Genomic DNA, 17592 nt, shown 5'->3' with positions numbered 1-17592 from the left:
TCACGCCGACTGACGGTTCCCAGACGCAGTGAGACGAACGGTGACGACGCTCCCCGACGGGTCGTTCTCCTCGAAGTCGACTGTGCCGCCCAGCCGTGTGACGGCCCACGTCACGAACCAGAGCCCGATACCGTGGCCGTGTTCGAGTTGCGTTTCGGTCCCGGACGCGAGCACTGCGCGCTCCTCCTCGGGGATTCCCGGACCGTCGTCGGCGACGACGATTTCCGCCCACTCGCCGTCACAGTCACGGACGACGACCTCGACTGCGACCGAATCGCTGCTGTGGACGAACGCGTTCTCGACGAGTTCGACGAGAACGCGCCGAACCACCGACCGGTGTGACTGGACGACGGGCTCGTCGACAGACGTGACCGAGACTGTGCCCGCGTACTCACCGGTCCGAAACTGGTCGGCGACTGTGGCTGCCACGTCGGCCAGCCGAACCGGCTCCGAGTCGTCGGTCACCGAGTTCATCACTTCCTCCGCGTCCCGGGCTTTCGACGCGACGTCCAGCGTCTCCCGCACGTTGTCCGTAATTCCTTCGCGCATCTCGTCGTCGGTCACGCGGTCGGCGTACGCCAGCGCGGCATCCAGATTGTTTCTGACGTTGTGTCGCAGGATTCGATTGAGCACCGTCAATCGCTGCTGGCGGGTCACGCTCCCCGTCACGTCCCGCAGCAGCAGCGTTCGCGCGACCTCTCCCGCGTCGCCGTCTGACGCGTCGGTGACGGCGGAGACGCTGTACTGGAAGCGGCGGCGGCCCCGCGCCGTCTGCAGTGACACTCGCCCTGTCGCGCCCGCCGCGAGGTCGGTGTCGGCGAGCCCGCCGACGACCCCGTGGACGGACTCGCCGACCATCGCGTCCGCGGTGGTTCCGAACCACTCGGCTGTCGTGTCGTTCACGTCGAGCACGTGGTCGTCCCAGTCGAGGACGAGGACGGCTTCCTGGAGCGTTTCGACGACTCGGGTCCGGGCGACGTGGTCGGCTTCCGGGAAGCCCGACGCGACCGGGTAGCGGCGGACTGCGGCGACCAACAGCAGGCCCGAGGCGAGCAGCCCGATGTCCGTACCCCTGAGAACCGACCCGTCCCACAGCACGACGAGGAGATAGGGTGCAGTGATGCCCCCGGTCACGACAGCCACCTGTCGCTCGGCGATTCGCGGGTGGCTCCACCCGAATCTGACGAGACGGTACACCCCGTATACGAGGAGGGCAACGGCGTGGAACAGTATCGTTCCGAACAGCGGGGCGAGCAGCACCTCGGCCGACTCTCCCGGTTCCATGACGGCGAGAACGACCCCACTCAACACGGCCGGAACCACCAGCGGGACGAACAGCGCGACCCGCCACACGTTCAGTCCGCTCCCGCGACCGGTGTAGCTGAGCGCGTACACGACCCAGACGCCGGGGAAGACAATCCCGGCACCGAGATGACCGAGGGAGAACACAGTCGAGACGACGTCGAGTTCGGACAGGACGGGGAGTACACTCCCGAGTGCGAAGAGCGCCCACACCGTTAGCAGGCCGAGCACTGCGAGCAGCGGGCCCGCGCTCGGTCGCTCGCGGTTCTGGGCCGTCCGCCACGTGCCGTACCCGAACAGCGCACTGGCTGTCGCGAGTGCAGTGACCGACGCGAGCGTCGAGAGGAGGGCCATCGCTTCTGGTTCGAGTCAGAACTGACTCGCAGTGCCGACAAGAAGCTGGTGGTTAGGGACAACTCTGAACGGAGTGGCTCACGGGCTCGCTCGCTGGCGCTGAAACAGCGGGTCTGGATTTATCCGGCGGCCCGCAGTGCGATAGCGTATGGACGTCTCACAGTTCACGTCCGAACACGGACCGACGGAGAGCGACGAGCAGTTCCAGCTCGAGAACCAGTACCTGCTCGACGTCGCCGTCGACGGGAGCTTGGTGGCAAAAGCAGGGTCGATGGTGGCGTTCACGGGAGACCTCTCGTTTACCGGCTCGGCCTCAGCCGAAGGCGGAATCAAGGGATTCCTCAAGGAAGCCGCGAGCGGCGAAGGGACGCCGGTCATGACTGTCGAGGGGCAGGGAGACGTCTATCTCGCGGACCAGCAGAAGAAGATACAGGTCCTGCAGCTCGACGCCGGTGAGGCCATCACAGTCAACGGCGAAGACGTACTCGCGTTCGAGGACGGCGTCGATTACGAGATCAGCACCATCGACAGTCTGGCCGGCTCGTTCGCAGGCGGCTTCACCAACGTCTATCTCGAAGGCCCCGGGACAGTCGCGATTACCACGCACGGTGACCCGGTCGTTCTCGAACCGCCGGTGTCGACCGACCCGAGCGCGACGGTCGCGTGGAGTGGCGTCTCACCCGAGGTCGAGGTGAACACGAACCTCTCGGACATGGTCGGTCAGGAGTCCGGTGAGCGCTTCCAGATGGACTTCGACGGTGCCAGCGGGTTCGTCGTGGTCCAGCCGCACGAGGAACTGTAGCCTGTCGGCCGTCGAGGCTCTGCTCTCCGCGAACGTAGGAGAGACAGAGACGCGTTTCCACCCCGGTCTGGTGTCGTCGCGGTTCGTTTCCGGGGCTGTTGCAGACTCGGAATCATGGAGTAACGTTAAATGAGGCTCCCCGTTCAACGCTGACGTATGCCGAGTGGCGCTCTCGTGCCGCAGCGGACGGCGGCGGTCGATACCGAGGGAGGGACTGCGTGATGACCGCCGACGAGCGCGTCTCGATTCCCATCGACGCGCTTCCGCAGCCAGTCGTGCGCTACACCGAGGCAGACGACCGACTGACGGTCACAGCGACCAACGACGCGTTCGGGGACGCGTTCGGAGACGCTGCGGCTGGAACGCCGATTGAGGACCTGCTTGCGACACTGAGCGCGAGTGACAGCCCCCCAGTCGACCGAGTCGTCCGCGGGGACAGCGTGGAGACGACGCTCAGCACGCAGGACGGGACGCAGACGTACCACCTGCAGCGGTCTGTCGGCGAGCAATCCGGCCCGTTTCTGGTGTTCTCACCGGTGGAACGCGAGCGAGCAAGCGGTGATTCGGTGGGTATCGGGACCGTTGCGAGCGCACTCACGCACGACCTCCGGAACCCGCTGGACGTGGCGAAGGCGCGGCTTCGAGCGGCCGAAGAGACGGGAGACAGCGAGCACTTCGACGCCGCGGCCCGGGCTCACGACCGAATGGAGCAACTTATTCAGGATGTTCTGACGCTCGCACGCGGGGACGCGGTCGTGCAGCCGGAACCGGACGTCGACGTGGCCGAAGCAGTCGCCGACGCGTGGGAGTCGGTCGATACGCAGTCGGCCGAACTCGACAGCACCGACGCGCTCCCACGAGTGACTGCCGACCCGGGACGCGTCCGCCGAGTGTTCGAGAACCTGTTCCGGAACGCTGTCGAACATGGTTCGACACGCAATCGGACTGCAGAGCAGTCCGATGACGCCGTAGAGCACGGCTCGACGAGTCCTGACTCGCAGGCTCGGCAGGACGCTGTCGAACACGGTCACCGCGACGGGGCCCGCGAGCGACAGACCGACGACGGGAGCGCGGCGATTACGGTGACCGTCGGCGCGCTCGAGAACGGCGTCTACGTCGCCGACGACGGCAACGGGATTCCACCGTCCGAACGGGAGACGGTCTTCGAACCGGGGTACACGCGAACGGAACAGGGAACCGGGCTGGGCCTGGCAATTGTCGAACGCATCGTCGAGGCGCACGACTGGCAGGTCTCGGTCACCGAATCCGAACACGGCGGTGCGCGCTTCGAAATCCGATGCTGAACGCTAGCACGACTGACACGGGTCGACTGCTCACAGAGGCCGGTTGCGATGGATGACCACCTTCGCGGTGCGCCAGTCGGCGTTCTCGAAGTGAACGAGGACGGCATCATCGCAGCGGCCAACGACGCCGTCCGGGACACCCTCGTTACGGATAGTCCAGTCGGGGACGCCCTCTCGGACGCGTTTCCGCAATCCGTCGAAGACCCCCTACGCGCCGCGTTCGCCGACGAATCCATCGACGAGACCGACTTCGAGCAGTACTATCCCGGACCCGACAAGTGGCTCTCGGTGACGGTGGTGCCGGGCGAAACGACTGCGGCCGTCTACGTGGCCGACGTGACCGACCGGCGGCGTCGCGAACAAGCGATGAGCCGCCTCCGGGCGGAACGCGACCGCACCGCCGTCGTCGAGGGGGTGCTCGCAGACGTGCTCCGGGGGCTCGTCGGTGCGCAGTCCCGTGACGAGATTGCGGACGCAATCTGTGCGGCATTCGGTGCGGCCGAACTGTTCACGGTCGCGTGGGTCGGCGAGCGCGCGGTCGATGGCGACGAACTCGAAGTCCGTGCTGCTGCGGACGACACCGAGAGAACGTTCGACGCCGTCCGTGACGCGCTCGCGGACAGCGAGCAGACCCCGGAGGAGGTCGCCGTCGACACGGGACAACTGGAAGTCCGACAGGAACTCCCCGAGAACCCCGAGGTGCCGAGACCGGTACGGCGAGCGGCGTTCGCAGACGGCGTCCAGTCGGCGCTGGCCATCCCGCTCCGATACGGGTCGAACGTCCACGGCGTCGTCGGCGTCTACACGGACGAGTTCGACACGGTGTCCGAGCGCGAGCGCACCAGCTTCGAGACGCTGGGGGAGGTCGCTGGGTTCGCCGTGACCGCAGCGCGGAACCGGAGTCTCTTGCTCTCGGACACGGTGACAGAGGTCGTCTTCGACGTGAGTGACACGGCATTGGCGTCGCTGAGTCGACGTGCCGACACGACGCTTAGTCTCGATGGGCTCGTCGCCGAGCAGGCGGACGAACTCCTGTGCTACGTCTCGGCGGACGACGCGAACGCGGCCGCGGTGGCGGCCGCTGCCGAAGAGACGGCGGGTATCACTCGCGGCCGCGTCGTCGGAGCCGACCCCAGCAGCCGACTAGAACTCGCGGTGACCGGGAAGACCCCGCTGGTGACAGTCACCTCGCTCGGGGGCACGGTCCGAGCCGCGGAATTCGAGTCCGGGAGTGGCCGCCTCGTCGTCGAGCTACCGGCGAGCAGTGACGTTCGACGGATGGTGCACGCGGTCACCCGAGAGTACGACGTGAGCGTCACAGCGAAACGCGAACGGGAACACTCGGTGTCGACGAGCAGGGAGTTCCGCGACGAGGTCGGTGACGAGCTGACTGAACGCCAGGAGACGGTGCTCCGGACGGCGTACTTCGCCGACTACTTCGAGTCACCGCGTGGCAGCACCGCCGAGGAGGTCGGTGATTCGCTGGACATCACGGGGTCGACGCTGCTCCACCATCTCCGTACCGGACAGCGGAAGCTCCTCGACGCGTACTTCGAGGCTGACGGCGAACGCCAGTGATTCAGAGTTTGCCGCGGTCGATACTCTCGAACGCGTCGAGCGCACTGGTGTCGTTGAGGAGTCGGCCCACGCGTTCTCGCAGCGTGTCCGCGCGTGTCGACACCGACTGGTAGCCTTCGTGGTTCGTGCGTGTCTCCGGCGGCAGTTCGGCTTCGATGACCTCGCGTTTCGATTGCGCGCTGAAGTACTCGCCGAGCAGGTCGTACGCGAGCACGCGCCGCTGCTGGTCGACTGCGTCCCGGAGGTCTTCCTGGTCGACCGGCTTGCAGAGGTAGTCGTCGAACGGCAGTTCCAGGACGTCGAGCTCCGGGTCGATCGCGGTGACCATGATGACGCGACCCCGGTAGTCGCGGTCGTCGAGTTCGGCGAGCACCTCGTCGCCCGACAACCCCGGCATGCGACGGTCCAGCAACACGACGTCTATCGTTTCGTCCTCGACGACGGCGAGGGCGTCTCTGCCGTCGTACGCGGTCTCGAACGAGCAGAACCCACGGAGGCGGAGCGCGTACGCGTCGGCCACTTCTTTCTCGTCGTCGACGACGAGAGCGCGCACGTCCGCGGAGGATTCGGAGTCCGTCATGCTGGCAGGGCTGTTGTCGTACTGTCGACTCTCTGTGACTATAACTGGTTGGCTTTTCCTCACAGGGGCCGTCTGCATAACTAGAGTGCGCTGCGTTCCGCAGTCTGGATAGCTGGCAGCAGAACCCAACTCGATCTCCGCCGTCCAACGTAGTATGTCGACTCACGCTACGCTGCGCGGTCCGAGTCAGGAGACGCAGGCCACCCAACCAGACCCGTCGACCGAGGAGCTCCTCGACCTCTTCGGCGACGAACACACGCGCCAGACGCTCGAAGCCATCGCTGCCGCACCCAAGTGCGGGCAGTCGATTGCCGAGGAACTCGACGTCTCCCGCGCGACCGTGTACCGTCGCCTCAACACGCTCGTCGATGCCGGACTCGCCACAGCCGAACTCACTGTCGCCGAGGACGGCAACCACCGAAATCGCTACGAAGCGACTGTGAACAGCGTCTCGGTCACGGTCGACGACGGGGAACTCGAAGCGACGGTCGACGGGTAGCGGCGGTGTTCTTCTGGCCGAGTCTTCTCGTCGACCCGGCTGGGTCACCTCGGCCTCGGTGTCCACCGATTAGAGGACGACGAGCATCACGTACCCCGCGACGACCGCGACCGCGGTCCAGAAGAGATACTGCGTTACGATGTCTTTCTGTTCGGCGCTGAGGTCGTCTATCGACACTACCCGGGACTTGTCCTCGACGCGATTCAATCTTCCCCCGACGACGTTCCTCCTCGTCTACCGGCGAGTGATACTCCCACGCTCGACGCGGCCGAGAGAACCCTGACAAGCTGTGTCCGTCGCTGTTGCTGGGTCTGAAACCACGCTCGGGAGCTTGTTATCCAGCATACCCTACCCTCTCGTGTGACCGGCTCCCCAGACACGTCTCCGCGTTCGACCAGCGACAGTGGCGAGACGCAACCCAACCAGAGTCGACGCCGGTTCGTACTCGGTGTCGGTGCTGCGATGGCAGCAGCGGCCGGCTGTCTCGGCCGTGAGGACACCGACGGCGACAGCACAACCGATAACGCCACGACAGCGTCGTTCGACCCGGCGACTGACCTCCCGTACGGCGAGTGGCTGAGGACCGCCGCCGACGACTTGTTGTTCGCGTACGCCGACCTCGACGCCGTCCCGACCATCGGGTCCGATGCAGCGCTCGACGAGTCACTCGAAGACCCGCTGGTCACGTACCCGCTGCGACTGAATCAGGCAGTGATCGGTCTCGGCCAGCTCCAGCTCTCGTTCGCCGGGCTCACGTCTGCGATCTCCTCCGAGACCGAATCAGAATCGACGGTCAGTGAGGTGACTGTACTCGACCGGACAATCGTCGCTGAGGGGGCGTTCGCCACCGATACCCTCGACGAACGGTTGGTCGAACCCACAGACCAGACGTGGGGTATCGCCTACGAGCAGACCGACCAGGTGCAGGGCTACGACCAGTACGAGCCCGCCGAGATTCCGGATTCGTTCGACGACGACCCGCCGGTGGTCGCCGTCTCACCTGAGGCGGTCGTTGTCGGTCCAGACGCCAACCGCGTCCAGGCGCTGATCACTGGTCGGAACGGACGAGACGCTGGCTTCTTCGAGGCCGACGAGACCCTCGCGCAGTTATTCGAACTCGCGGGCGCTGGTGACCTCGTGGTCGGTGAAATCGGGGCGCGCAGCGACCGTTCGCTCGGTGTCAGAGAGACGTTCGATGGCGAGCTCCACTTCGAGCCGCGTGCGGGCGAGGACAGCCTCGCGTCACTCGCCTTCGGCGACAGCGGGGACACCGTCTCCTCGCAGTTCGCGCTCAGTGCCGACGACCGCACCGAGGACAGACGGGACACGATCGAGTCGCGCTTCGGGACGGCAGCCGTCGAAGACTCGGTGTCTGTCAGTGCAACCGACGGCCGAATCACGGTGGACGGCACGTACACGCTTCAGCGCCTGGGGCTGACGAACGGCCAGCGTTCCGAATCTGGGGCGCTCTCGCAGGAGGACGCTGCTGAACTGGTCTCTCCGGACGCGCTGGCCTTCCAGTACGAACCGCCCGGTGAACAGCAGTTCGGCGAGCTCTGGGTGTCAGTCACCGAAGAGACCGACGCTGCGGCGCTCCGGGTCGACGCTGCGTCGGGCGGCTACACTGAGATTCAGCCGCAGGACCGCCCCATCGGGACCGGGGACAGTGTCGCCGTTCAGGTCGACCCCAACGGAGACTCGGTGACCGTCTCCGTGGTCGACGACGACGGGGCCGCAGGGGAACTCACGTCACAGTCCGTTCCGACCGACGAACTGTCCGAGACGGCAGCCAGCCGGGCGGTTCCGACAGACGCCCTGTCGTTCAGCTACGAATCGCCCAATTCCGGTGAGTACGGCTCACTGACTGTCGAGGTCGTCGCAGACGTCAGTGCCGAGACGCTCGTCGCACGGCCACAGAACGCACCGGGTGTCTTCACCGACCGCACAGGGTCGCTGGCCAGCGACAGCCCCGTCGAAACCGGCACCACGCTCGAGACGGCAGTGAGCCCGGACGGCGACGAGGTGACCGTCTACGCGACAGTCGACGACGCTACCGGCGTCGTCGCTCGGTGGCAGGGGCCCGAGTGAGCACCGGTGCATCGAGGCTCGCAGAGACTCCCTAAATCGGCGCTATTCCACCGACAATACTGGCTAGTGGCGGAACCCGGACAATACCCCCCATTATCGGTGAGAACGGCTACCACGAAGAAAGCGAGTACGGAACCGGCTACTGGTCCGTCTGAACAGTATCCGGCATAAAGTTCTTTTCGTCGTTTGGTTTCATGATTGTATAATGCCCCTCCAACTATCACGCAGAGAGCTGCTTGGTGTCGCCGCAGGTGGGATAACCACCCTTGCAGGCTGTGCTCGTTTCGGTAACGAGACAGACACAGCAACGCTATCGGAACCCGAATTTGGCACTACTGACTCGGTTTGGCCGATGTTAAGCCAGAACCCGGCAAATACGGCATTCGCTGACATACAGTTTCCTGAAACAGACTTCCAGAGTCAACAGCTCTGCACCGCAGGAAACGCCGACCGTACTGACGCACCAATCCTCGCAGGTCAGAACCTCCTCATATCCCGAACAAGCGATGGCGACGGGTCGGGTGGGGTCTTCGGGATCGACCCCGAAACAGGAGACGAAAACTGGCAGAATTCAGACCACGTTAGCTACACGACGCCATCTGTCTATGGCCAGACAGCCATCTTCTCTGGGAGCGGAACGACCGCTGCACTGGACGTAAATTCGGGTGAACTCCACTGGGAACAGTCAGTCGGCGGTAGTGGGTTTTACAAGACACACCTGAAAGTTGAAGACAGTATCATCGTCAGTACCGGGTCAGGGCAGAATCTTGTCGCCTTGGACGCATACACGGGTGATAAACAGTGGTCGTCTCCTGAGCTCGGTGTCGTCTTCGGACTAGCAACCCTCGGAAGCAAAGTGGTTGCCGCCCGGTCGTCCAACGACGAATCTGGCTTGGTTGCCATCGATACCAGCTCAGGTGAAATCGACTGGACAAACAACACAACGTCAGCTGTTAGTCAACCAGTCGCAGCAAGTGGCTTGGTTCTCCATACCGACGTTGTGACCGGCGTGCTGCACGCCTTCGATATAGAGACCGGAGAACAGGAGTGGCAGTATTCGACTGATAGTGATGCTAGTGCTCCTCCTGCTGGTGATGCTAATGCTCCTCCTGCTGGTGATGCTAATGCTCCTCCTGCGGTTGATACTGATGCTGGCCGTGTATTCCTCCCTGTGTCGAACATCGGACTGCACGTGCTGGATTTACAGACAGGCGAACGGCGGTGGTCTGCGGAAGCATTTGGATCATCGAAACAACCAGTTGTCACGGAAAATTCGGTCCTGGTTTGTGCAGCGGTGGAAATTTCCCAAGTGTCGCGTTCCGACCGGACGACAACAGCAGTCACAACACCGAGAAAGTCGATTTCATCCCCACTTGCGATCGGGTCGGACCAGATTTTCTTCACCGCTCGAAGCACCAAAGGCAGTGGTGCTCTCATGTACACAGTCACCCCCTAGAGGAGCGTTCTCCTCTCTTCTGTGGGATACACTACAGCCGCTTTGACGCCCTGCTAGTGCATTCTACACCGGCAGAGAGTTCCATCACACTCTGATTATTCTCCGCGTCGTGGACGCCCAATCCAGTCCACCTGATTCGGGCAGTATATCGTGGTCGGGTAGGGCCGCTCAAGTGGTAACCAGATATTCGATGACAGCGTCTGCGAGGACAGCAAACGCCAGTATCGTACCAGCGACGAGTGTTAGCAACCCACCCCAGTAGATACCGGGAGTCGCGAGAACGTGCTGGTAGAGTGCGAAGAGACCGGCAAGCAGGCATGGCACTGCGAGAGCCCCAAGAACGATGTCTGTCGGTGCTCGTGTGGCTGCGCGTGCGATCGCGGAGAGAGTGAGGGCAATCGGGAGAACGACAAACGCAACAATCGAGAGGTCCACCTGAACTGGGATTGGGGCCACGTTGGGGAGTGGAACTCCATTGAGGAGACCACTAACAAGTGCGGTGACGAAGAGTACACAGTCCGCCAAGATATAGGAAGTGACTCGAACACTCCGATATCGAGTTGCGTTTTGTGCGTTCATTTGGTAGGAGTGGGACGTGTAGCGTGTTAAAATTGGGCCGTGAGTGAGCGTTCAACAAGCGGGTTGTATCGACTCTAGTACGCTTCACGCTCGCTGTGGCTCTGCCAGCGAAGCAGTACAGAACACCGTCGCAGAGTGGTTCTCTAGATTCTGCTTGAAACTGGTGTATTGCCTACCGCCGCCGATACGTGGTCAGCTCAGTCCTGTGCCCAGTCGACTGCCTCGTCGACCGTCTCGAAGTGTCCGGTCTCGAAGTCGCCGGTGTCGAGGTTGGACTGAACTGCCATCGCTTTGATTCTGTCCGAGACGACGGCGCTCTTTTCGAGCGACGCCCCCTCGGCGAGGTCTGTCCAGATCTCTGCAATGTGTGACTGTGTGTCGCTCCCGAGGTCAAGACTGCCACCGATCTTCGTGACGGTCGCAGTGATGTGGGACTTGTTTGCAGCCCGTACCCACTGCTCTTTGATATCTGCGATCTCGTCGGGGTCTCCCGTCCAATCCGAAAGGTCCCATATCACGACGTTGTCCTGAACCTCATACTGGAATTGTGCCTGTGACATATTTGGGGTTGTAGTCGTCGAGGAAAGCGAGTTTCCGCTCTGAGACATCTTTCCTCACTGCATCGTAGTGACTGCACGAGCAAAGATTCGTTCTTGGCATGTACCAACTGACGAGATCGCCCCAGTACGGACACTCCGTACTCGCCTGCTCTCACCTCTAGTTCGGGTATATCACAGCCCACGTACCGTCTGTGTTCGCGTTCGAGACTGTCGTCTACTCGCTACTCTGGACCACAATCAATCTCATTCTCAATTACCACCTCTCCCTGTCTCGGGACCGATCCACTCACCGTGTTGGCACATAGTGGACGCCTCAGACGGCATCAACTGGCGTCTGACTGCATCTCGTCGTCACATATCAGCTAGGTTGCTTCAGGCCGCACCTTCTGATTCGAGTGGGATGTCTTCTGGTTCGCGCTGATCATCTGGTTGGGCACCGAGCGAACCCGAGACGAACTCCGTCGCGAGCCACGCTTCGGCGCGCGTGATGCGGTACTGGAGGGTCGACGTCGGAACGTCAATCATGTCTGCGATCGACTGGAGAGAGTTGCGTCGTGGCGTCTCGTAGTAGCCGTGCTCGGCTGCGGCTTCGAGGGCGGCCTGTTGCTTGGGCGGCAGTTCGTCCTCGCGGACCCCGTTGTCAATCCCACACTCCGGTTCACTCAACCGCTGAACGTTGATGGAGAGCCCGTCACAGAGCCCGCGCTCGACCTCGTCGTAGATGGCTCCCACCGTCTCCTCGTCGTCCATGAGCAGCCGCCACTGATACTGATTTCCGCGGCGTTCCGCTTGCATCAGCAATCCGTCACCGATGTGTTTTGCAGCGACGTGGGGAATCGAGTGGACGCCGGTCCCCTCCTTCTGAGACGTATAGACGAGGCGGTGGGTCTGTGAACTCGAGAGGATTTCGTAGTCCCACTCTACGAGGGGCGACCCACACATCCCGGTGGTTTGGTTATCGCGGGTGACGCGACCGAGCAAGTCGTCGAAGGCTTCGAGAACTTCTTTCGAACCAGTAACGTGGTCGAGACGCCACATCGATTCACTCGTCGCGTGAACCGCTGTCGTTCTGGCATGGAGCTCTGGATTTTCCATGAACAGGTCCATGACCTCGTCGACTCCCCTCTCGTATTCGATTGTGAAGACGAACTCCCGCATACGGGACTGATTAGGAACTGGACTCCTATAGGTTCGGTTGGTATGTACCAACTACCGGCGGTCCCGTTGGGTAAACTAAACAGACCGGTGAGGCCAGTCCGAGCCAGCTACCGTGTTCAGTAGCTGTCTCAACCGAGAGACCTGCCAAGTGCCGTGGTCAGTCCGGATTCAGATGCAGTCCCTCGCGCGTGACGTACTCCGAGACGCTTCGGTCGAAGCTACCCTTGGCGTCCGCATTGAGTAATTCTGCCTGCTGCTATGAGAACGTAATCTCGCCACCGTCGAGTTCTATCGAGTGGCTATCCGAGTCATCGTCCGTCCCTGTCACGTCCAGTTCTTCGGTAGCTGAAGGCCCATCTGTGACATCGACGGAGACGGTGTACTGACCATCGCTCTCGAAGACGTCGTCGATCGACGCATTTGGTTCCGTGTTCCGTTCGACGACTGGGACTTCAAGCTCCGTGGAGGTGAGAGTCTCTCCGTTGCTGTTGGTCACGGAGACGGTGGCTGTGACTGGATTCTCGTTGTGATTGATGAGTACCAAGTCGGGTGAGCCTTCGGGGGACGCGGAGAGACAGCCGGCGATTCCTCCGAGCAGTCCGGTAGCCGCACCGGCGAGTACTGTTCGTCGAACAAAAGTTGGTGGTTGTCTGTCACTCATCGGTCTACGTGATGATAGGGACGAGCAGGGCAGAGAGGCTGAATGCGATGAACTGTGTCACTGGAGCTAACAGTACGGCCGCGCGGGAGTTATACGACCCAGCGGCGGCGTACAGCCCAGAGAGCGTAACCACACCGAGCACGAAGTTAGTAATCGTGCTCGCGAACAGCGACGAGCTCAGCGGGGCGTCCGAAACGGTAGCTGGGTTATCCATGACAACGAAGAAAGTGCCGAACAGGGCAATCGCACCGGCGACAACGCCCCAGATTCCGAGGGCGACAGTGATGGCGGGTTCTTCGTCCCGGTTGTAGTGGAGGTACGCGAGTGTCGCGATTACGGCAGGGAAGCCTATCGCGATAACGAAGTCCAGATTCCCCATTTTGAGGATTCGCAGCCCCCTCACGACCGCTAGGAGGCTGCCGATGATGGCAAATCCAGTAATTGCTCCGTCGATACTTCTGCGGCCGGTTGCGGCGGGACTACTCATAGGGAGGAAATGATTTTGGTCTGATAAAAGTTTTCGGGCGGTGCTTCCTCAGAAGATTTCCTTCAGGAAGCCCTTGTTGTAGTAGTCCGTCTTTAGAGAGCGTTCCCAGTCGCGTCGATGACATCGTCGTCCTTCCACGAGTCAGGGTTGTTGTTGATCGTATCGAAGACCGCGACGTAGTCGCGGGAGACCCCAGCCGGGGCGTTCGGATTACGGAGGTGTTAGTTCAGAATCCCGGACCCAGTCTCTTTGTGGCTGCTCTCGTTGTGAGTCTCGGACGCGTCGCGTTCGTGTGGCTCCAGAGTCGGTAGGCCGGTGGGACGTTCAAATCGCGATTTGAGCTTACACACGCTTCATTTGATTCTGTTTTGAACTACAAACTATGTCTAGCGGGGCTGAAGAGCTAGTCGAGGTCGTATACAAACGATTCGAGGTCCTGCAGTTGGTCTGTGAGGATTCCCCTGAAAAGCGAGCGTTAGTCGAGAGCGTGTCGAAATCGCGTCCGACAGTGGACCGTGCGATTCGAGAGCTCGAGAGCCACGGGCTCGTCCATCGAGAGAGTGGCGTCTGTAAACCGACCTACACCGGGCGAGTGGCATACGACCTATATTCGGGGTTAGCGGAGTCTTTCGCTACGCTCGAAGACACGAGAGGTGAGTTGTTGTCGTTGCCACGGGACGCCGATTTAGACGAAGTCGTGTTTCAGGGCGGAACTGTCCTCGAACCGCCAGAACACGCTCCGTATACGCGAATTGAGCCGATGTACGAGGACGTTTCGAGCTGTGACGAACTCGTCGGGGTTACGCGAGTCGTCCTCCCGCCGTATATCGACCGAATCATCGAATATGGCGCCAGAGACGTCGCCGACACTGAGTTAGTCGTTAACACCGATATCCTGGACGTTCTCCTGGAAAATCAACAGGACCGAACTCTGGACTGCATCGAATCAGGTAACACAATCTATACAGCGGAGCGCCTCCCGAACTACTGTCTCTTTCTCGTCGATGACACCATTCTCTATATCGCACTGTACTCCGGTTCGAATCACTTGTCCACAGTCATCCGGAACACCGATTCCCAGGCCGTCCAGTGGGCGGAAAACAAAATATCGAAAATTAAATCGGAAGCGTCGCCAGTGAAACGGACAGACCACGAAAGACAGCTCGAACGGCACAGTCCCTGACTCGCGCTCGAATTGCAGCCGGTCTGCGAAGACAGTCCCCGAACCAGACGCCCGCAAGCAGAATCCCACACATGCCCTCCACGACAATCGCACGAACTGAATGCCGGCGGCATCTGCGCGGGAAAGGCCCGTGGCTCGTCGCCCTGTGTGTCATCGCTTTCAGTCGACTAACGACTCAACCAGACCCAGCAGGCACACGAATCATCGGTAACGCGATGCCGCTGATTCACGCACAGCCCGCAGTCGCATTCGTCGTTCCCTTCGCTGCTGCCATCATCAACGTTCGGTCAATCACTCGGGAACGCGAATCCGGGACCGCTCGAATCCTCCTCGGCACCAAGACGACCCGCCCCCGCCTGGTCCTGGGGATGGTTCTCGGACGCGGGATGGCACTCCTCGCGCCAGTCTTGGTAGCTGTCGTACTCGTAGTTGGGTACGATACGTTCCAGTACGGCCACTTTTCTCCGCTGTTGTCCCTCGGATTTCTCGCACTCACAGCGGCGTACGTGTTCGCGTGGACCGGACTAATCGTCGCGCTTTCGGCCGCCAGCTCGTCGACGACCCGCGCAGTCATTCTCGGGACCGTGGTGACCATTGCGTTCACCCTCTGGAATGGCATTACGCTCCCCGTTCTGTGGCAGTTCGCGACTGGTAGTACTCTTGGGACCGACCTCACGCACCCCAGGGCGTTCGCGATAGCAGGCTGGCTCTCACCTGTAAGCGCCTTCCAAGTCCTCACAAACTGGCTGTTCAGTGTCCCGATTGGCGCTGATGGAGCCATCACACAGGTCGCCGACGCGCTACGTGAGTCCGGGGAGTTCGCCCCGACGCCCCCGCCGATTTCCCCGTGGTGGGCGTTGGGATTCCTACTAGCGTGGCCAGCGCTCGCACTCGTCGCCGGGACTGCGCTATTCCAGCGGGGAGACCTCGCCCCTCGAAGTCGGTCCGAACCGTTCCGTCGCCTCGTCGACGCCGTGCCATCGCTGCCCCGACTCGGTGGACGAACTTCCGGTTGGCTGCCCGGATGCGGTCGCGTCGCCGAGTCGCTGCCCGGCTCGTGGCAGCCACTCGCCCGTCGCGAATTTCATCGGCTCGCCCGCAGTCCGCTCGTCTGGGTGGCCGGCGCGCTCGTATTCGTCGCCGCGTTCCTCAGTCTCTCACAGCCCACGTACGTCCGGCAGGCGCTCGGCTCCCGCGTTCCGCTGGCCGTCCTTCAGACACCGCTGGCGTTCATCGGTGGAATCAGTGTGCTCTTCGGGACGTTCCGGGCTGTGATTCACGACAGAGACACGGGCGCGATTCGGTTCACCGCCGGCACCGCGACCTCACGCATGGAAACCCTCGTTGGCTTCACTCTCGGCCGGGCGGTCGCATTCGCTGTTCCGATGGTTCTCGCGGTCGTGCTCACCTGCCTCGTCGCAATCCCACAGTACGGCGTCGTTCCCCTCGGTACACTCGCTGCCTTCCTCTCGTACACCGTCCTGTTCGTCGCCGTGATTGCTGGAATCGGCGTGTCGCTGTCAACGATACTGCGGAGTCAAGCGGTCGCCGGATTCGCGGTTCTCGTCTTCACCGCAGTCCACGTCACGTGGCTCCAACTCTCGAACACGCTTTACGGAGCGATGTCGGGAGCGAGTGTCTCTGGGTTCTCCCCGCCGAGCAATCCCCTCTACATGGTCGTCCGGTGGCTCGCACCGTTCCAGCTCTCGAACGTCGTGACGAATGCGATTATCGACGTTCCGAACTCCGCAGCTCCCGCCACCGCAGTTATCAGTAACCTCCAGCCGAATCACTTCTCGAATCAGGTAGTCGTACAATTAGAGTATGGCTCCGACGTGCCGGTCTGGTACCTGCATCCGTCCGTCGCCCTTGTCGAATTACTCCTCTGGGTACTCGTTCCGTTCGCGGTCGCCGTCGTTATCTATCGCAGCCGAAGCATCGATTAATCCGCTCGGGCGTCGGCCAGTTCGACGAACGCATCCTCAGTCGTTCCGTGGTCGATGTCGAACGACTGGATGCCGACCCCTGCGTCTTCCAGTTGCCGCAGGATTTCGTTGCCGGCAGTTCGTGGACACGTGACCACGAGTTCGCCGCCCTGATAAGTGACATCCGTGACGCCGTCGAGGTCGCGGATACCGTCTACCGCCGGGTCGTGGTCGGTCGTTTCGATGCGGAGGCGGGTCTGGACACCTGCTATGTCACGGAGTTCCGTCGGCGTGCCTTCGGCAATCAGGTGGCCGTCGGCGAGCAAGCCAACTTGGTCACAGACCCGTTCGACTTGGTCGAGGACGTGACTGGAGAAGAAGACAGTCGCGCCCCGGTCACGTTCCTCCTCGACGACTTCCCTGACCAGTCGGACGCCGTACGGGTCGAGGCCGGAGAACGGTTCGTCGAGAACGAGAAGCTCGGGCTCGCCGGCGATTGCCATTGCGAGCCCGAGTCGTTGTTCCATGCCCTTCGAGTAACCGCCGGCACGCTGGTCGATTGCGTCTCCGAGGCCGACGCGGTCGAGGACTGCTTCAGGGTCTCCGATGGCGTCGTTAGCGTCGAGGACGTATTTGACGTGTTCGCGTCCGGTGAGGGTGCGATAGACGCCGAATCGGTCAGGCAGGATGCCGGTTCGAGCGTGAATGCGGCTGGCGTCTTCTTGGGCGTCCAGTCCGAGAACGGTAATACTGCCCGTGGACGGGCGTGTGTAGTTCATCAGCATGTCGATGGTGGTGGACTTTCCCGCACCGTTTGGCCCGAGGAACCCGTAGACGATGCCGTCGTCGACTGTGAGGTCGAGGTCCACGACGGCTGGCTCGCCACCGTAGCGTTTGGTGACCTCGGCCATCTGAATCGCAGTCATTGCAGTCCCTCCTGCGGGGTGTCGAGACCACGAATCGGGTGTGGGCGGTCTGCTTGGAGGACCATATTCTCGATATGGCGGATGAATGTAAAATATTTGCCGTTTAGTGGGCTACAAGTAGCGGACACCACCACAGAAACAGCTCGGACT

At 62.0% G+C, this 17592-nt stretch carries 16 protein-coding genes; 8 read left to right on the top strand and 8 right to left on the bottom strand.

The genetic code is table 11. The features are described from left to right. On the bottom strand, positions 1-1656 hold the full coding sequence (locus BMW35_RS02140) for an ATP-binding protein (protein ID WP_089667616.1): 1656 nt from the start codon (positions 1654-1656) through the stop codon (positions 1-3). 148 nt (positions 1657-1804) lie between these two features. On the opposite strand from BMW35_RS02140, the gene BMW35_RS02135 reads away from it, so the two are divergent. The 3 genes from BMW35_RS02135 to BMW35_RS02125 all read left to right on the top strand — a co-directional run bounded on the left by BMW35_RS02135 (position 1805) and on the right by BMW35_RS02125 (position 5340). Then, positions 1805-2458, top strand: coding sequence for an AIM24 family protein (locus BMW35_RS02135; protein WP_089667614.1), 654 nt, complete (start codon positions 1805-1807; stop codon positions 2456-2458). Positions 2459-2679: 221 nt separating this feature from the next. Then, on the top strand, positions 2680-3762 hold the full coding sequence (locus BMW35_RS02130; protein WP_089667613.1) for a sensor histidine kinase: 1083 nt from the start codon (positions 2680-2682) through the stop codon (positions 3760-3762). Between the two features lie 48 nt (positions 3763-3810). Beyond that, complete coding sequence (locus tag BMW35_RS02125; protein WP_089667611.1) at positions 3811-5340, top strand: bacterio-opsin activator domain-containing protein; 1530 nt, start codon at positions 3811-3813, stop codon at positions 5338-5340. A 1-nt stretch (position 5341) separates the two neighbouring features. Here the strand turns inward: BMW35_RS02125 and BMW35_RS02120 are convergent, their stop codons facing one another. Beyond that, positions 5342-5920: a response regulator transcription factor gene (locus tag BMW35_RS02120; RefSeq protein ID WP_089667609.1), complete on the bottom strand. Its 579-nt coding sequence runs from the start codon at positions 5918-5920 to the stop codon at positions 5342-5344. A gap of 154 nt (positions 5921-6074) precedes the next feature. Here BMW35_RS02120 and BMW35_RS02115 point away from each other — a divergent pair, with 154 nt between their 5' ends. From BMW35_RS02115 to BMW35_RS02105, 3 genes are all read left to right on the top strand, one after another. Beyond that, positions 6075-6419: a winged helix-turn-helix domain-containing protein gene (locus BMW35_RS02115; RefSeq protein ID WP_089667607.1), complete on the top strand. Its 345-nt coding sequence runs from the start codon at positions 6075-6077 to the stop codon at positions 6417-6419. Between the two features lie 462 nt (positions 6420-6881). Next, complete coding sequence (locus BMW35_RS02110; protein WP_089667605.1) at positions 6882-8507, top strand: hypothetical protein; 1626 nt, start codon at positions 6882-6884, stop codon at positions 8505-8507. 205 nt (positions 8508-8712) lie between these two features. Next, on the top strand, positions 8713-9963 hold the full coding sequence (locus BMW35_RS02105) for an outer membrane protein assembly factor BamB family protein (protein ID WP_089667603.1): 1251 nt from the start codon (positions 8713-8715) through the stop codon (positions 9961-9963). 168 nt (positions 9964-10131) lie between these two features. On the opposite strand, the gene BMW35_RS15235 is transcribed toward BMW35_RS02105, so the two are convergent. The 5 genes from BMW35_RS15235 to BMW35_RS02085 all read right to left on the bottom strand — a co-directional run bounded on the left by BMW35_RS15235 (position 10132) and on the right by BMW35_RS02085 (position 13408). Continuing rightward, positions 10132-10542, bottom strand: coding sequence for a hypothetical protein (locus BMW35_RS15235; protein WP_143052130.1), 411 nt, complete (start codon positions 10540-10542; stop codon positions 10132-10134). 197 nt (positions 10543-10739) lie between these two features. Next, positions 10740-11102 (bottom strand): hypothetical protein, encoded by a 363-nt coding sequence (locus BMW35_RS02100; protein WP_089667601.1) that lies wholly within the window; start codon positions 11100-11102, stop codon positions 10740-10742. Between the two features lie 372 nt (positions 11103-11474). Next, entirely contained in the window at positions 11475-12260 is a 786-nt protein-coding gene (locus BMW35_RS02095; RefSeq protein ID WP_089667598.1) for a helix-turn-helix domain-containing protein, read from the bottom strand. 256 nt (positions 12261-12516) lie between these two features. After that, positions 12517-12921, bottom strand: coding sequence for a hypothetical protein (locus BMW35_RS02090; protein WP_218138583.1), 405 nt, complete (start codon positions 12919-12921; stop codon positions 12517-12519). A gap of 4 nt (positions 12922-12925) precedes the next feature. Next, positions 12926-13408 carry a hypothetical protein gene (locus BMW35_RS02085; protein WP_089667596.1) on the bottom strand — a complete coding sequence of 161 codons (483 nt, stop codon included), beginning with the start codon at positions 13406-13408 and terminating at the stop codon, positions 12926-12928. A 382-nt stretch (positions 13409-13790) separates the two neighbouring features. Between BMW35_RS02085 and BMW35_RS02080 the strand changes: the two genes are divergently transcribed. Next, entirely contained in the window at positions 13791-14591 is an 801-nt protein-coding gene (locus BMW35_RS02080; RefSeq protein ID WP_089667594.1) for a helix-turn-helix transcriptional regulator, read from the top strand. Between the two features lie 71 nt (positions 14592-14662). Further along, positions 14663-16537: an ABC transporter permease gene (locus BMW35_RS02075; RefSeq protein WP_089667592.1), complete on the top strand. Its 1875-nt coding sequence runs from the start codon at positions 14663-14665 to the stop codon at positions 16535-16537. On the opposite strand, the gene BMW35_RS02070 is transcribed toward BMW35_RS02075, so the two are convergent. Further along, positions 16534-17442 (bottom strand): ABC transporter ATP-binding protein, encoded by a 909-nt coding sequence (locus BMW35_RS02070; protein WP_089667590.1) that lies wholly within the window; start codon positions 17440-17442, stop codon positions 16534-16536. The two genes, BMW35_RS02075 and BMW35_RS02070, sit on opposite strands and share 4 nt — an antisense overlap. Positions 17443-17592: the final 150 nt, after the last annotated feature.

This window comes from Halobacterium jilantaiense (assembly GCF_900110535.1).
Classification (GTDB): Archaea; Halobacteriota; Halobacteria; order Halobacteriales; family Halobacteriaceae; genus Halobacterium; species Halobacterium jilantaiense.
Note: the sequence above shows the minus strand (reverse complement) of the source record. Positions and strands in the feature narration are given on the sequence as shown.

What these genes read in the sequence shown, in the direction of transcription:
- BMW35_RS02140 (WP_089667616.1), bottom strand. Translation starts at nt 1,656, where the DNA reads ATGGCCCTCCTCTCGACGCTCGCGTCGGTCACTGCACTCGCGACAGCC.
- BMW35_RS02135 (WP_089667614.1), top strand. Translation starts at nt 1,805, where the DNA reads ATGGACGTCTCACAGTTCACGTCCGAACACGGACCGACGGAGAGCGAC.
- BMW35_RS02130 (WP_089667613.1), top strand. Translation starts at nt 2,680, where the DNA reads ATGACCGCCGACGAGCGCGTCTCGATTCCCATCGACGCGCTTCCGCAG.
- BMW35_RS02125 (WP_089667611.1), top strand. Translation starts at nt 3,811, where the DNA reads ATGGATGACCACCTTCGCGGTGCGCCAGTCGGCGTTCTCGAAGTGAAC.
- BMW35_RS02120 (WP_089667609.1), bottom strand. Translation starts at nt 5,920, where the DNA reads ATGACGGACTCCGAATCCTCCGCGGACGTGCGCGCTCTCGTCGTCGAC.
- BMW35_RS02115 (WP_089667607.1), top strand. Translation starts at nt 6,075, where the DNA reads ATGTCGACTCACGCTACGCTGCGCGGTCCGAGTCAGGAGACGCAGGCC.
- BMW35_RS02110 (WP_089667605.1), top strand. Translation starts at nt 6,882, where the DNA reads ATGGCAGCAGCGGCCGGCTGTCTCGGCCGTGAGGACACCGACGGCGAC.
- BMW35_RS02105 (WP_089667603.1), top strand. Translation starts at nt 8,713, where the DNA reads ATGCCCCTCCAACTATCACGCAGAGAGCTGCTTGGTGTCGCCGCAGGT.
- BMW35_RS15235 (WP_143052130.1), bottom strand. Translation starts at nt 10,542, where the DNA reads ATGAACGCACAAAACGCAACTCGATATCGGAGTGTTCGAGTCACTTCC.
- BMW35_RS02100 (WP_089667601.1), bottom strand. Translation starts at nt 11,102, where the DNA reads ATGTCACAGGCACAATTCCAGTATGAGGTTCAGGACAACGTCGTGATA.
- BMW35_RS02095 (WP_089667598.1), bottom strand. Translation starts at nt 12,260, where the DNA reads ATGCGGGAGTTCGTCTTCACAATCGAATACGAGAGGGGAGTCGACGAG.
- BMW35_RS02090 (WP_218138583.1), bottom strand. Translation starts at nt 12,921, where the DNA reads ATGAGTGACAGACAACCACCAACTTTTGTTCGACGAACAGTACTCGCC.
- BMW35_RS02085 (WP_089667596.1), bottom strand. Translation starts at nt 13,408, where the DNA reads ATGAGTAGTCCCGCCGCAACCGGCCGCAGAAGTATCGACGGAGCAATT.
- BMW35_RS02080 (WP_089667594.1), top strand. Translation starts at nt 13,791, where the DNA reads ATGTCTAGCGGGGCTGAAGAGCTAGTCGAGGTCGTATACAAACGATTC.
- BMW35_RS02075 (WP_089667592.1), top strand. Translation starts at nt 14,663, where the DNA reads ATGCCCTCCACGACAATCGCACGAACTGAATGCCGGCGGCATCTGCGC.
- BMW35_RS02070 (WP_089667590.1), bottom strand. Translation starts at nt 17,442, where the DNA reads ATGACTGCGATTCAGATGGCCGAGGTCACCAAACGCTACGGTGGCGAG.